Source organism: Actinotalea soli (genome assembly GCF_017565425.1).
Lineage (GTDB): Bacteria > Actinomycetota > Actinomycetes > Actinomycetales > Cellulomonadaceae > Actinotalea > Actinotalea soli.
The window spans coordinates 306,333-320,000 of the sequence record NZ_JAGEMK010000003.1 but is presented as its reverse complement, the minus strand read 5'-3'; the positions used below and the strand labels follow the sequence as shown (position 1 = coordinate 320,000).

Annotated in this window: 14 protein-coding genes; 5 read left to right on the top strand and 9 right to left on the bottom strand. The window is 73.4% G+C overall.

What is annotated here, in order from left to right; all coding sequences use genetic code 11:
- Positions 1-124 precede the first annotated feature (124 nt).
- On the bottom strand, positions 125-394 hold the full coding sequence (locus J4G33_RS08510; RefSeq protein ID WP_307793815.1) for an acylphosphatase: 270 nt from the start codon (positions 392-394) through the stop codon (positions 125-127).
- A gap of 258 nt (positions 395-652) precedes the next feature.
- On the opposite strand from J4G33_RS08510, the gene J4G33_RS08505 reads away from it, so the two are divergent.
- From J4G33_RS08505 to J4G33_RS08495, 3 genes are read left to right on the top strand one after another with little or no spacing between them, the layout of a single operon-like run.
- Entirely contained in the window at positions 653-2,383 is a 1,731-nt protein-coding gene (locus tag J4G33_RS08505) for a carbon starvation CstA family protein (RefSeq protein ID WP_208055499.1), read from the top strand.
- Positions 2,384-2,415: 32 nt separating this feature from the next.
- Complete coding sequence (locus J4G33_RS08500) at positions 2,416-2,652, top strand: cory-CC-star protein (RefSeq protein ID WP_307793814.1); 237 nt, start codon at positions 2,416-2,418, stop codon at positions 2,650-2,652.
- Positions 2,643-3,650, top strand: coding sequence for an ArsA family ATPase (locus tag J4G33_RS08495; RefSeq protein ID WP_208055497.1), 1,008 nt, complete (start codon positions 2,643-2,645; stop codon positions 3,648-3,650). Before J4G33_RS08500 ends, J4G33_RS08495 begins: the two co-directional genes overlap by 10 nt.
- Here the strand turns inward: J4G33_RS08495 and J4G33_RS08490 are convergent.
- The 6 genes from J4G33_RS08490 to J4G33_RS08465 form a co-directional block, all read right to left on the bottom strand.
- Positions 3,641-4,477, bottom strand: coding sequence for a PP2C family protein-serine/threonine phosphatase (locus J4G33_RS08490; protein WP_208055496.1), 837 nt, complete (start codon positions 4,475-4,477; stop codon positions 3,641-3,643). The two genes, J4G33_RS08495 and J4G33_RS08490, sit on opposite strands and share 10 nt — an antisense overlap.
- Before the next feature lie 100 nt (positions 4,478-4,577).
- Entirely contained in the window at positions 4,578-5,780 is a 1,203-nt protein-coding gene (locus J4G33_RS08485) for an acyltransferase family protein (RefSeq protein ID WP_208055495.1), read from the bottom strand.
- A gap of 91 nt (positions 5,781-5,871) precedes the next feature.
- Complete coding sequence (locus J4G33_RS08480; RefSeq protein WP_307793813.1) at positions 5,872-6,765, bottom strand: pentapeptide repeat-containing protein; 894 nt, start codon at positions 6,763-6,765, stop codon at positions 5,872-5,874.
- A 40-nt stretch (positions 6,766-6,805) separates the two neighbouring features.
- Complete coding sequence (locus tag J4G33_RS17610; protein ID WP_307793812.1) at positions 6,806-7,846, bottom strand: methyl-accepting chemotaxis protein; 1,041 nt, start codon at positions 7,844-7,846, stop codon at positions 6,806-6,808.
- 39 nt (positions 7,847-7,885) lie between these two features.
- Positions 7,886-9,493 carry an MDR family MFS transporter gene (locus tag J4G33_RS08470; RefSeq protein WP_208055494.1) on the bottom strand — a complete coding sequence of 536 codons (1,608 nt, stop codon included), beginning with the start codon at positions 9,491-9,493 and terminating at the stop codon, positions 7,886-7,888.
- Positions 9,490-10,119, bottom strand: coding sequence for a TetR/AcrR family transcriptional regulator (locus J4G33_RS08465; RefSeq protein WP_208055493.1), 630 nt, complete (start codon positions 10,117-10,119; stop codon positions 9,490-9,492). Before J4G33_RS08465 ends, J4G33_RS08470 begins: the two co-directional genes overlap by 4 nt.
- Positions 10,120-10,386: 267 nt before the next feature.
- Here J4G33_RS08465 and J4G33_RS08460 point away from each other — a divergent pair, with 267 nt between their 5' ends.
- Positions 10,387-11,097 carry a head GIN domain-containing protein gene (locus J4G33_RS08460; protein WP_208055492.1) on the top strand — a complete coding sequence of 237 codons (711 nt, stop codon included), beginning with the start codon at positions 10,387-10,389 and terminating at the stop codon, positions 11,095-11,097.
- A 47-nt stretch (positions 11,098-11,144) separates the two neighbouring features.
- Positions 11,145-11,582 (top strand): VOC family protein, encoded by a 438-nt coding sequence (locus J4G33_RS08455; RefSeq protein ID WP_208055491.1) that lies wholly within the window; start codon positions 11,145-11,147, stop codon positions 11,580-11,582.
- On the opposite strand, the gene J4G33_RS08450 is transcribed toward J4G33_RS08455, so the two are convergent.
- Positions 11,534-12,949 carry an ATP-binding protein gene (locus tag J4G33_RS08450; protein WP_208055490.1) on the bottom strand — a complete coding sequence of 472 codons (1,416 nt, stop codon included), beginning with the start codon at positions 12,947-12,949 and terminating at the stop codon, positions 11,534-11,536. The two genes, J4G33_RS08455 and J4G33_RS08450, sit on opposite strands and share 49 nt — an antisense overlap.
- Before the next feature lie 3 nt (positions 12,950-12,952).
- Complete coding sequence (locus J4G33_RS08445) at positions 12,953-13,606, bottom strand: response regulator transcription factor (protein WP_208055489.1); 654 nt, start codon at positions 13,604-13,606, stop codon at positions 12,953-12,955.
- Positions 13,607-13,668 lie beyond the last annotated feature (62 nt).

Genomic DNA, 13,668 nt, shown 5'->3' with positions numbered 1-13,668 from the left:
TGAAGTCCGGGGGTAGACCTGCCGAAGACACTAGGCATGAGCGCACCCACCCTGGACCACATCCCCGTCGACGAGATGGACGACGAGCTGCCGCCCTTCTGGGACTGACGCAGACCGCCCCACCTCATCCCGTGATGCGGAAGCCGACGAGACCCTCGGGCTCCGCGGCCTCGACCACGACCTCCTCGACCCGAGCCTGACCCGGCCCGTGCCGGGTCCAGGCCAGCACCTGCTCGACCTCGGCCTCCGGCCCTTCGAGCACCGCCTCGACCGCGCCGTCGGCCCGGTTGCGCACCCAGCCCGCGACCCCGCGTCGCGTGGCCTCGGCCTCGCAGGCCCAGCGGTACCCGACCCCTTGCACGCGACCCCGGACGAGCACTCGACGTCGGATCACCAGGCAAGCATGCCCAGCACCGCCGCGGTGGACAACACCGCACAGGGGTACGTCGCGAACAAGGCCACCACTCGCTGCGCTGACGCCCGCGCCCGCGGATCCCACGTCCTGGCACGAGAAGCACGGCAGGCGGGGCGGCGCGAGCGCTGCTAGTCTCCGCCGGGTTGGGCCCGGACGAGGAGGTCGGGGCGCCCGGCCGCGGTCGGTCCGGGGTGGGTGGTGCAGTCCGACGTCCTCCGGATCGCTGATCGGAGACACATGGACGCGCTCGTACTCCTGGTCGTCGGGATCGTGATGATGACCCTCGGCTACCTGCTCTACTCGCGCTTCCTCGCGAACCGCATCTACCGGCTGGACCCCGCCTTCCGCACCCCGGCCCACGAGCTCGAGGACGGCGTGGACTTCGTCCCCACCCACAGGCTCGTCCTCTGGGGCCACCACTTCACCTCGGTCGCGGGCGCCGCGCCCATCGTGGGTCCGGCCGTCGCGGTGATCTGGGGCTGGGTGCCTGCCTTCCTCTGGGTGACCCTCGGCACGGTCTTCTTCGCCGGCATGCACGACCTCGGCGCGCTCTGGGCGAGCGTGCGCAACCGGGGCCAGTCCATGGGGGCCCTGTCCGGGCGCTACATCGGTGCCCGCGGCCGCAACCTCTTCCTGGTCGTCATCTTCCTCCTCCTGCTCATGGTGAACGCGGCCTTCGCCGTCGTCATCAGCGGACTGCTGGTCTCGCGCCCCTCGGCCGTCATCCCCACCTGGGGTGCCATCGCGGTGGCCTTGGTCATCGGCCAGCTCATCTACCGGTACCGGGTCGGGCTCCTCTGGCCCTCCGTCGGCGGCATCGTGGCCCTCTACGCGCTGATCCTCGTGGGGAACCAGGTGCCCGTCGAGCTCCCTGAGACGGTTCTCGGCCTGGGCGCGCAGTCCGTCTGGATCATCGTCCTGTTCCTCTACGCGGGGGTCGCCTCGGTGCTCCCCGTGTGGGTGCTGCTGCAGCCTCGGGACTACATCAACGGCCTGCAGCTCTTCGTCGGGCTCGGGATCCTCTACGGGGCGGTCCTCGTCGCAGGTCCGACGATCGTGGCACCGAGCGTCAACACCGCGATCCCCGCCGGTACGCCCAGCCTGGTGCCTCTGCTGTTCGTGACGATCGCCTGCGGTGCGATCTCCGGATTCCACGGCATGGTGGCCTCGGGCACCACGTCCAAGCAGCTCGACAAGGAGAGCGACGCACGGTTCGTCGGCTACTTCGGAGCGGTCGGCGAGGGCCTGCTCGCCCTCGGCGCGATCATCGCCTGCACCGCGGGCTTCGCGACCCTCGCCGACTGGCAGGAGGTCTACGCCGAGTTCGGGGCGGGCGGGGTCGACGCCTTCGTGACCGGCGGGGCGACGATCCTCAGCGCCGGGCTCCCGGTGTCCTCGGGGCTGGCCGCCACGGTCCTCGCGACGATGGCGATCCTCTTCGCGGCGACCACCATGGACACCGGTCTCCGTCTCCAGCGCTTCGTCGTCCAGGAAGCCGCAGGGCTGGCAGGCGTCCGGATCGGCAAGCTCCTCGGGACGGTCATCGCTCTGGTGGTGTGCCTCGCGCTGGCCTTCGGTGCGGGGGCGGACGGAAGCGGCGGCATGGTGATCTGGCCGCTCTTCGGGACGACCAACCAGCTGCTCGCCGCCCTGACCCTCGCGATCGTCGCCGTGATCCTGGTCCGTCTGGGGCGCAGCGCCTGGCCGGCCCTCGTCCCCCTGGCCTTCCTCGTCGTGATGTCGGTGTACGCGCTGGTGGTCCAGGCGGTGCAGTTCTACGAGGACCAGAACTGGCTGCTCCTCGGCATGGACGTGGTCATCCTGGTCGCGGCCGTCTGGGTGGCCCTCGAGGCGGCCATCGCGATGGCCTCCGGCTCCAGAGGCTCCGACGGGCAGCAGGAGGGTCCCGGCGAGCTCGGGGTCGCCACGGGGCGGACGGCTGCGTCCGAGGACGAGGGCACAGGGTGACCCCGAGGGGCCGAGGTGACCTGCGTGCGCGCGTGTCGCGGGGGTTCCGGGACTACTACGCGGGGCCCTACCGGCGACGTCTCGCACGCAGCGCACGCGACGAGCAGGACCTCCTCATGATGGTGGTTCTCGCCGAGGAGCTGGGCGTGCCGAACCCTGCCGCCTTCTACACCCTCGAGCTGCTTCCGGCGGTCTACGGCGAGATGCATGCCTGGCACCGCCGGGCCGGGCTCGAGCGTTCGCCGTTCGACACGGTCGCGTGCTGCTGAGCCTGGCGGCACGGCGCCGCGTCCTGGTCGTCGGTGGCAAGGGAGGTGTCGGCAAGACCTCCGTGGCCTCGGCCGTGGCGCTGGACCAGGCTCGGACGGGTCGCCGGGTCCTGCTGGTCTCGACCGACCCTGCGCACAACCTGGCGCACCTGTGGGGGGTACCGGTGGGGGACCAGGGTGCACGGGTGGCGCCCCGGCTCGAGGCGGTCGAGATCGACCCGGCGCGAGCGACGGCGAGTCACCTCGCCGCAGTGCGCGAGACGCTGCGCCGCGCGGTCCCCGAGCACCTCACGCGAGAGGTCGACAGGCACCTCGAGCTCGCGCGGGATGCGCCGGGCATGCACGAGGCCGCTGTGCTTGAGCGACTGGGGGAGGTGATCGACCGGGGCGCTGCCGAGGCAGATCTCGTCGTCGTGGACACCGCACCCTCCGGGCACACGGCGCACCTGCTGGGCCTTCCCGAACAGATGGGGCGGTGGACCGACGGGCTGCTCCGTCGGCACGAGAGGACCCGACGGCTGGACGTCGCTCGAGCGAACCTGGGAGACGAGGAGGCTGCGGCGGTCCTCGGTCCTGCGCGTGCGGGCCGGTTCGCGCGCGGTGCGAGGGCTCGAGGGCGCGAGTCTCGCGGCCTCGAGATCCGTGAGGTCCTGGAGCGACGACGTGCACTGCTCACGCGGCTCCGGGGAACGTTGACCGACCCCTCGACGACGGCCTTCGTGGTGGTTCTCGTCGCCGAACACCTGCCCGTGCTCGAGTCGGTCGAGCTGGTGGAGCAGCTGGGGGGCACGGGGGTGCCGGTCGCAGGCCTCGTCGTGAACCGCCGCTCGCCCGCCCAGGGCGATCTCCTGACGGCGCGGCGCGCGGTCGAGGACGGTCAGCTCGCGGCGATCCGGAGCGCGCTGCCCGGGGTTCCGCTCGTCGAGGTGCCCTTGCTCGCTGGCGAGGTCGTGGGTGTCGACGGGGTCGAGCGTCTCGCAGACGTCCTTCAGGCCTGAGCGGCGCCGCCTCCGAGGTCGCCCACCCCAGGCTGGCCCGGGTCGGCCGCGGCGCCGAGGTACCGGTACGAGCGCTCGGTGCCCACGTCGGGCGTGGGGCCGTCGACCACGTCGCTCACGGCCACCGTGATGTTGTCGCCGGCGTCGGCAGCCTCGGCGGCGGCCACCAGGGCGTCCGCCGCCTCCTCAGGCCCTGCGGCCTCGGCCAGCAGGGCCAGGACCTCGGCCTCGGGGACGTAGTCGGTGAGCCCGTCGCTCGCGAGCAGCCAGCGGTCCCCGGGGGTGGTCGCGACCTCGAGCATCGTGATGTTGTCGCCGTCCTCGAGCGACCCGGCCAGGGAGCGGAGGATGACGTTGCGCCGCGGGTGGCCGTAGGCCTCGTCGGCCCCGATGGCTCCCTGGTCGACCAGCATCTGCACCAGGGAGTCGTCCCGGGTGACGCGTCGCCCCTCGCCGTCCCGGACGAGGTAGGCGCGCGAGTCGCCGATGTGCGCCACCCGCGCGGCGTCGTGGGTGCAGAAGAGCCCGGTGAAGGTGGTCGACATGCCGGTCAGGGCAGGTTCGCGGCGGGCGCGCTGCCCGATCTCGGCGTTGGCCTGGGCGAGCACCCCCTGCAGCTCCTCGGTCGACAGGTCGCGGCTGCCGGTCGGGGCGAGCAGCGACATGAGCCGGTGCGTGACCGTCCAGGAGGCGACGTCACCCCCGGCGTGACCACCGACCCCGTCGGTCACGAAGACGTACTCCTCCGACGCGCCGACCGAGTCCTGGTTGCTGCTGCGGTGCGGTCCGGTCACCGATCGCATCGCCGTGACGAGCGTCAGTCCCATCTGGTCCCCCCCCGGCTGCGCATCGTGGTCCGCCTCCATGGTGGACCACAGGGCGGTCCCGCGCAGGCGCTGGGTGCAGCGGGCCCCGGTGGTGCGAGGGTCAGCCTGCCGAGCGCTGCACCGGGGAGCGGATCGGGTCGTCCTGTGCCGGGCTCGACGCGGCACGGGCGCCGACCCGCTGCGAGAGGTGATGGGCTGGTCGCTCGACCAGGCGGTAGAAGAGGGCCGCGAGGACCACCGCCACCGGGATGGCGAGGGTCGCCGCGAGGCCGGCATGGGCGCTCGGCAGCAGGAGGGCGACGGCGGCGATCACGGGGATGTGGATGAGGTAGAGGCTGAAGGAGCGCACTCCGACCCACTGCCACACCGGCCCCTCGAGAGCCCGGCGCACGGGGTCCCAGTGCAGGGCGAGGACGACGACGAGGCAGGCGCCCAGGATCGACGCCCCGCTGGCGACGGCCCTGAGCGCCGGGGAGCCGACGGGGAGCCCGCCGACCGTCCACCGGGCCGTGACCAGGGCCGTGGCTGTCAGGGCGAGGGTGGTCCACATCAGCCGGTGGTACCGGTGCTCGTCGATCCGCCGTGCCGCGCGCTCGACGTCGTCGAGGTGCGCCGCCAGGATCACGCCGAGGGCGAAGATCGGCAGGTAGCGCAGCGCGGCGGACTGCAGCAGGGTCCCGGCGGCGATGAGGACGAGGGAGGCGGGCACGGTGATCGGCCACAGCGAGCGCCCGCGGCGCACGAGCAGGAGGAAGGCGGGCAGCAGGAGGGAGAAGGCGAGCTCCCACTGCAGGGACCACAGCGCGACGTTGAGCGGGCCGACGCCGCCGAGCAGGAGCGCGTCGTGCCAGGCGTCCTGGGCCGAGGCCGTCTGCCAGAGCTGGACGAAGGTGGACCGGCCCGCGCCGGAGCGCCCCGAGAGGACCACCGCGAGCACCACGGCGACCGCGAGCGAACCCCAGACGGGGAGATAGAGGCGCACCAGGCGTCGGGGGTAGTACTCGCGCCACACCACCGGCCGTGCCAGGGCAGGCAAGGTCAGCACGAGGCCGCTGAGCACGAAGAAGACGATGACGGCCTCCTCCCCGGCCCACACCAGGTGCAGCGGAGTGTGGGTGAAGAGCCACAGCAGGGGCCCGGTGCCGGTGGCCGTGCCGTCCGCCTGGATCCTGGCCAGGACCGGGATCGCCAGGAGGGCGTGGTGCACCAGGACGACGACGGCAGCGGCTCCGCGCAGCCCGTCGAGGCTGGCGAGGCGGCGTCTGGTCGGTGCGACCCGAGTCGGTCGTTCCGTCGTGCTCATCTGCCCCCCTGGGTCGTCGAACCGGACAAATGTCTCATATCAACCCTCACGAGAGGGTGGGTTTCCCGACACTGCTGAGGTCTGGGCTGGGTCACCAGTGGCGTGGGCGGGTCCGGTCCTGAGGCAGGAGGGTCGTGCTGTCCCCGTGCGCGGCGTCGAGCTGGGTGCCGGTGAGGAACAGGGTCTCGCGCAGGTCGGCCCCGGCGAGCTCGGCCCCGCGCAGGTCGGTCCCCAGGAGGTCGGCGCCACGCAGGTCCGCCCCGCGGAGATCGGCGCCGACGAGGAGCGCCCCCCGCAGGTCCGCCCGTCGCAGGTCGGCTTCCGGGAACGTGGCTCCGACGAGGTCGGCGCCCCGAAGGTCCGGGCACGATCGGACCGGCGAGGGGTCTGTGCCGTCGCGGGGGTGAGCCCGGGCGAGGGAGCTGGCTCGGGAGAGGAGCTCGCCCACCAGGGAGCGCTGCTCGGGGAGGTCGACCGTGAGCAGCTCCTCGGCACCCAGGTCGGTGAGGTGCTCCACGTGGGCCACGGCCGAGCGGACCTCCGCGTGCACGGGACGGGCGGCGGCCAGGTCCAGCACCTCGGTGAGGTACCAGAGCATCTCGTGGAGCTGCGTCATGACGGGCAGGGCGGCGAACATCGGGCCGGCGGTCGTCGGGTCGGTGCGCCAGTCGCGGCCGGTGAACGTGACCTGGGTCAGGTGCTGGCCCGCGCCCAGGCAGTCGTAGGTCGCGCACCCCGCGAACCCGGCGGGCCGCAGCCGCGCGTGGATCGAGCAGCCGAGGCCGTCGTCGAGGTTCGGGCAGGGCGTCCCGCCGGCCTTGGTGAGGCCGAACTCGGCCGACCGTTCGAAGGGCAGCGCCACGCAGCACAGGGCCAGGCATCTCGAGCAGTCCGCGACCAGGTCGAGCCGGGTGCGGGTCGCGGCGCCCTCCGGCAGGGGGTCGCTCGCGGCCGCGCCCTGATGAGAGGGGGTGTCGACGGGCACGGTGACCTCCTGGGCAGGCGGCTTCGCACGATACGCCCGCTCACGCCTCCTGGAGGATCACCCCGGACCAGCCGAGTCCGGCGTAGGTCTCGTAGCCCGGGGTGAGGGCGAAGGCGACCGTGCGGCTGCCTTCGGCGTAGTGGCCGCTCGGTCGCCCGTGGGTCTGCAGGGTGAGGGCCTCGGACAGCACCCCGGAGCGGTCCGAGGCGGCGAGCACCCGGCCCTGGCGGTCGACCACGAGCACGCGGGTGCGTTCCCGCTCGGACGAGGAGAGGCGCACGCTGTCGACGACGGTCTGGGCCTGGCTGTCCCAGTCGAAGAAGATGCCGAGGGCCCCCAGCGGGGTGCCGTGGGTCTCGCCGTCGGTGCGGACCGCGGTGGCGTAGGTGGCGACGGTCGACCCGAGGACCCGGTGTCGCTCGACGTCCTGGGCCGTGTACTGGTCGCCGTCGGAGGTCTGCATCGCGGCCTGGAACCACGACTCGCGGCTGACGTCGGTGCCGATCACCCCCGAGCGACCACCGGCGGCGTGGGCGACCACCGTCCCCGAGGCGTCGGCGAGCCAGAGGTCCAGGTAGACGGTGTAGCTGCGCAGGATCACGGCCAGGCGCTCCCCGGCGACGGTCCGGGCGCGGGCCACCCGTGCCGCGCCCTCGGGGTCGGTCGGCTCGGACGGGGTGAGGGCGTCGACGAGGGCGGAGTCGGTGGCCCACCACCGCACGTCGCAGCTGCGTTCGTAGAGGTTGCGGTCCAGGACGTCGATGACGTTGAGGGCCAGGTCGGCGAGCCGTTGGCCGCGCACCCGCGCGACGAGCTCGTGACCGAGCTCGGTCAGCTCGGTGATCCGCGGGCCGAGCTCGTTGGTCAGGGCCTCCGAGAGCTCGCGCGCCTGGTCGGCCACCAGCCCGACCTCGCGGGCGACGACGGCGAAGCCTGCGCCGTGCTCACCCGCCCGGGACGCCTCGATGAGCGCGTTCAGGGCCAGCATCTTGGTGCTGCTCGCGACCTTCTCGATGCCGCGGAGCTTCTCGGCGGTGACCGCGCCGACCTCCTGGGCGAGACTCACGACGCGCTCGGGCACGGGGCGTCCCTCCTCGGGGGATGTGGGCCCGCCTGGGCCTCATGTCCGAGATCGGCCGGTACCGCCCGTCTGTGAGGAGTCTGGAGACGTTCCTGTCTCAGCGCTGACCGGCCCGTCCTCGACGGTGGTCGCGAGGGGTCTCTCGACCACGAAGCAGAGCAGCAGCGCCGCGAGCAGCCCGAGCGGGGCCATGACCAGGAAGACCGGGGTCAGCGCGTCGTTGTAGGACTCGACGATCGGGAGGCGCAGGGCGTCGGGCAACGCGTTGACGAGGGCCGGGGTCAGCGAGCTCGTGCCGTCCGTCGGCCCGGCACCCGCAGGGAGGCGTTCGGCCACCAGGGCCGTGAGCCGGGTCGCGAAGACGCTGCCCACGACGGCCGAGCCCAGGGTCGCGCCGATCTGCCGGAAGAAGTTGTTGCTCGCGGTCGCCGTCCCCACCTGCCGCACGGAGAAGGAGTTCTGCACGATCAGCACGAGCAGCTGCATGGTCGACCCGAGCCCCGTGCCGAGCACCGCGATGTACACGCCGATGAGCACGAGCGAGGTCTGCGGGGACATCGTCGAGAGCAGCACGAGGGAGATCGCGACGAGCACCGAGCCGCCCACGGGGAGCCACTTGTAGCGGCCGGTGCGGCTCACGGCCCGGCCGGTGAGGACCGAGGTCAGCAGCAGCGCGGCCATCATCGGCACCATGAGCAGGCCTGCGTGGGTCGCGTCGACCCCGGCGGTCATCTGCAGGTAGGTGGGCAGGTAGGAGATCGCACCGAACATCGCGACGCCGGTCAGCAGCCCGGCTGCGGTCGTGAGGTTGAAGTTGCGGTCGGCGAAGAGGTGCAGCGGCACGATCGGCTCGGCGGCCCGGCTCTCGGCGAGGACGAAGAGCGCGGCGGCGACCAGGGTCGTCCCCGCCAGGGCGAGGATGATCGGCGAGGTCCAGGCGTGCTGCGCGCCACCCCAGGTCGCGACGAGCACCAGTCCGGTGGTGGCCACGGTCATCGATGCCATCCCGGCCCAGTCGAGCCGGGGCCGGGCCACGGGGTCGCGCCGGGGGTGCAGGAAGAGCAGCGCCGCGACGATCGCCAGGACGCCGAGCGGCAGGTTGATCCAGAAGGCCCAGCGCCAGCCCGGCCCCTCGGTGAACCAGCCGCCGAGCAGGGGTCCGGCCACCGAGGAGACCGCGAAGACCCCGCCCATGATCCCCATGTACCGACCGCGCTCGCGGGCCGGGACGACGTCGGCGATGGTCGCCTGCGACAGGATCATCAGCCCGCCGCCTCCGAGGCCCTGCACCGCCCGGCCGACGACGAGCCAGGTCATGTCCTGCGCGAGGCCGCCGATCACCGAGCCGGCCATGAACAGCCCGATCGCGCCGACCAGCAGCGGCTTGCGCCCGAGGAGGTCGCCGAGCTTGCCGTAGATCGGCATGGTCACGGTCGAGGCCAGGATGAACGCCGTGATCACCCAGAGCATGTGCTCGACACCGTGGAGCTCGCCCACGATGGTCGGCAGTGCGGTGCTCAGGACGGTCTGGTTGAGCGAGGCGAGCAGCATCGTCACCATCAGCCCGGCGAACAGCAGGGTGATCTCACGTCGTCCGTGGCGCGCGGGGGTCGGGACCGACGTCGCGTCGGTGGCCAGGGCGGTCATGCGACGGTGCCGTCCCCGTCGGTGCCCCGCTGCGAGGTGTCGGCACGGCCGAGCGCGCGGCGGACGATCGCGAAGGAGCTCGCCACGGACTCGGCCAGGGTCGTGCTGCCCTGCGACCCCGTCCACTCCGAGAAGGAGGCCCGGAAGACGGCGGTGCTCAGGGCTGCCAGGACCCGGGGCTCGGGGGAGCGGGCGTCCACCTCGGGCCGGCGGCCGATGGCCTCGGCCAGCGAGGCCTCGAACTCGCGGAAGAGGTCACGGACCTGGGGGCGCAGCTCGGGGTTGGTGTCGAGCAGCTCGTGCATGCGGCCGAGCTCGTCCCGCTCGGCGCTCGCCACGTAGGCCAGGAGCAGCTCCTGCAGGCTCGCGGCGAGGTCGGGGGCCTCGGGGGAGAGGAATGTCTCGACCGCGGCGGGCTCGAGCCGGGTCGTCCAGCTCAGCAGGGCGTCGCGCTTGGTCGCGAAGTGGTTGAAGAAGGTGCGCGGAGCGACCCCGGCCGCGGCCGCGATCTCCTCGACGGTGACGTTCGCGTAGCCGCGCTCGATCGCGAGGTCGACCGCGGTGCGAGCGATGAGCGCGCGGGTCTGCTCGCGCTGCCGCTCGCGCAACGGGGTGGTTGTCGTCATGGGTCCCTCGCTTCCTTGCACAGGATGCAACTTTGCAGATGCTGCGTCAAGTGCGTGATGTGCATCACATGCCATCGGCAGGGGGTGCCCACCCCGATGCCGGCTCAGGGACGGTCGCCTCGGAGTCAGGGCTGGCTCGGGGTGGTACCCGATGTGCCGGGCCGGCCAGGCCGAGCAGGCTGGTGTCCGGCGCGGAGGGACTGCGTCGTCCCGGCGGTGGCGCGAGCCGACGCCACCGCCGGGGGCCCACCGAGGACGAGGACCACCATGACGCTCCGCCCCCTGCCTGCCGCGACCGCCGTCGTGATCGGCCTCACCGTGCTGGCGGGCTGCGGAAGCACGGCAGGGGGACCACGGATGACCGAGACCCGCGAGATCGAGCACGTCACGGCGGTCGAGCTCGCGACCTCGGGGGACCTGACGGTCGAGCACGGCGCCCGCCCCTCCCTCACCGTCACCGCCGGGGAGCGGGACCTGCCACGGCTGACGAGCGAGGTGGAGGACGGCGTGCTCCGGCTGGGGACCGAGAGGTCTCTCGGGTGGCGCGGCCCCGGCCCCGTCTCCTACCACCTGGTGGTGACCGAGCTCGAGGCCGTCGAGCTCACGGGATCGGGGGACGTCACGGTCGACCGGGCCGACGGCGAGAGCCTCGCGGTGAGCCTCGCGGGCTCCGGGGCGGTCCGCGTCGGCGAGGTCGACGTGCAGGGCACCGCGGTGTCGATCGCCGGCTCGGGGGACGTGGTCCTCGACGGGCGGACCGCCGAGCTGCAGGTCAGCATCGAGGGCTCGGGGGCCTACGAGGGAGCCGGGCTCACCAGCCGCGACGCCGCCGTGTCGGTCGCCGGCTCCGGGGGCGTCGATGTCGAGGTGACCAGGACCCTCGACGTGAGCATCGAGGGGAGCGGGTCCGTCACCCACGGTGGAGAGGCCCAGGTGAGGAGCGACATCCAGGGGTCGGGCAGCGTCCGGGTGCGCTGACCCGGGCCCAGCAGCATCCTGGAGGTCCGTCGACCTGGAGGTGTGCGATGAGCCCGTCCTACCCGACCCTGCGCCAAGTCGTGCTCGACGGCCGCTCCGCGCGGGAGCTCGCCGAGTTCTACCGCGAGGTGCTCGGCCTGACGTACCGACCGGGTGACGAGCCCCCGCCACCCGGCGAGCCCGACCCCGCCGGGGAGGACTGGCTCGTGCTGCGCAACCCCGGCGTCTCGATCGCCTTCCAGCAGGTCGCGGACCTGCCCGAGGCGACGTGGCCCGACGGCCCCTATCCGCAGATGCTGCACCTGGACACCACGGTCGGCTCGGCCGAGGAGCTCGCCGCCCAGCACCGCCGCCTGCTCGGCCTCGGCGCCCGGCTCCTGCTCGACCGCTCGGCGGACCCCGAGGAGCAGCTCTACGTCTACGCCGACCCCGCCGGTCACCCCTTCTGCGTCTTCGTCTCCGCTCCTGTGGCGGGGGAGTCCTGACCCACGGCGCCCGCGACCTCCCCGGGGGCTGCCTCGGAGGACCGCGGTAGCCTCACCCGGGCGAGGAGTCCCCCGAGCCGGCCCTCGTCGAGCGTCACGTCACCGCCGTGCTCGCGCGCGATCTCCCGGGCGATGGCCAGGCCGAGCCCGCTGCCCCCGGCCTCGCGCTCGCGCGCCTCGTCGAGCCGGACGAACCGCGCGAACACCCGCTCACGGTCCTCGGCAGGGATGCCGTTCCCGTCGTCCTCGACCGTGACCTCCCCCTCGGCCACCGCCACCTGGACCGTGGTGCGGGCGTGCCGGGCCGCGTTCTCCACCAGGTTGCGCACCACCCGCACGACGGCGGCGTGCTCGCCCTGCGCCTCACCCTGCCCCTCGGCCCGCACCACCACGAGCCCCCCGCCGGCCACCAGCCCGCCCACGACCTCCTCGACCGCGGCCCGCAGGTCCAGGGTCGTCCTGGGGCGGGGGTGCGAGCCCATGCGGGCGAGCAGCAGGAGGTCGTCGACCAGGGCCTGCATCCGGAGCACCTCCTCCTCGAGATCCTGCGCGAGGGCACCGGCGGGGTAGGTCTCGGGGTGGGCCCGCGCCACCTCGATGCTGGCTCGCAGGGCGGCGAGCGGCGAGCGGAGCTCGTGGGCGGCGTCGGCCACGAAGGCCCGCTGCCGCGCCGCGGCGACCTCGAGACGGTCCAGCATCTCGTTGAGGGTCCGGGCCAGCGCCGCGAGCTCGTCGTCGGTCCGTGGCACCGGCAGCGCTCCGGGGCCTCCCGAGCGGGCCACCTGCGCGGCTGCGCGCCGGAGCTGGTCCACCGGGTGCAGGGCGCGCCCCAGCACGAGCCAGATCGCCAGCGCGAGCAGGGCCGTCAGCACCGGCACCACGCCGACCAGGGCCAGGCGGAGGGCGTCGACCAGACCTTGCACCTCGGCCAGCGGCACGGTGGCCACGATCGTCACGGGCTCCCCGCGGTACGTCGTGCCGAGCACGGCGGCACGGGTCTCGCCGTCGTAGGCGCTGGCCGTGGTGGTCAGCACCGTGACCTGCGGGCCGGAGAGCTCGGCGAGGTCCTCGGCCGGCAGCACGGGCAGGGTCCGGCTCGCGTTGGGTGAGGAGGCCACCACCTGCCCCGCGGCGTCGACGAGCTGGACCAGCTCTCCGGGCTCGCTGACCGGGAGGGTCGCGGGGAGCTGGTCGGTCAGCACGAGGTCCTCGACGACCGCGACCCGCTCGCGAGCGATCTCGTCGAGGGCCGCGACCCGGCTGCTCGAGAGCACCGTGGTCAGGGCCACGGCACCGATCACCAGGGTCACGCACAGCGAGGCCGCCGTGAGCACCGTGAGTCGCACCCGCAGGGACCAGCGGTCCACGGCTCAGCCCCCCACGCGGTAGCCCGCACCACGGACCGTCGTGACGGCCGAGCGGCCGAGCTTGCGGCGCAGGTAGCCCACGTAGACCTCGACCACGTTGAGGTCCTCACCCGTGCCGTCCCACACGTGGTCCCGCAGCTCGACCTTGCCCACCACCCGCCCGGCGTGGCGCATCAGGTACTCCAGCAGGGCGAGCTCGCGCACCGTGAGGTCGACCGGGGCGCCCGCGAGGGTCACGGTGCGCGCCGCGGGGTCCAGGAGCAGGTCACCCACCTCGAGCACCGCGGGCCGGGGCTCGGCGGGCCGGCGGACCAGGGCACGGAGCCGCGCCACCAGCACCACGAAGGCGAACGGCTTGGTCAGGTAGTCGTCGGCCCCGACGTCGAGCCCGTCGGCGACGTCGTGCTCGCCGTCCTTGGCGCTCAGCATCAGCACCGGGGTCCACACCCCGCGCTCGCGCAGGGCCGTGACGACGTCGTACCCGTTGCGCCGGGGCAGCATCACGTCGAGCACGATCGCGTCGTAGTCCCGGTCGGTGGCCAGCTCGAGCCCCGTCTCGCCGTCGAGGGCGACGTCCACCGCGAAACCCTCGGCGGCCAGGCCACGCTCGATCGCGCGCACCAGCGTCCGCTCGTCGTCGACCACCAGCACGCGCACCCTGGCAGCATGCCACCCATGGGCTGCGGACCGGGCGTGGTGGCGAGCAGGGCCGAGCGCAC

Excerpts from the sequence above, each read along its gene's own strand:
- J4G33_RS08490 (WP_208055496.1), bottom strand. The coding sequence starts at position 4,477 with ATGGGACTGACGCTCGTCACGGCGATGCGATCGGTGACCGGACCGCAC.
- J4G33_RS08455 (WP_208055491.1), top strand. The coding sequence starts at position 11,145 with ATGAGCCCGTCCTACCCGACCCTGCGCCAAGTCGTGCTCGACGGCCGC.
- J4G33_RS08485 (WP_208055495.1), bottom strand. The coding sequence starts at position 5,780 with ATGAGCACGACGGAACGACCGACTCGGGTCGCACCGACCAGACGCCGC.
- J4G33_RS08470 (WP_208055494.1), bottom strand. The coding sequence starts at position 9,493 with ATGACCGCCCTGGCCACCGACGCGACGTCGGTCCCGACCCCCGCGCGC.
- J4G33_RS08465 (WP_208055493.1), bottom strand. The coding sequence starts at position 10,119 with ATGACGACAACCACCCCGTTGCGCGAGCGGCAGCGCGAGCAGACCCGC.
- J4G33_RS08460 (WP_208055492.1), top strand. The coding sequence starts at position 10,387 with ATGACGCTCCGCCCCCTGCCTGCCGCGACCGCCGTCGTGATCGGCCTC.
- J4G33_RS08505 (WP_208055499.1), top strand. The coding sequence starts at position 653 with ATGGACGCGCTCGTACTCCTGGTCGTCGGGATCGTGATGATGACCCTC.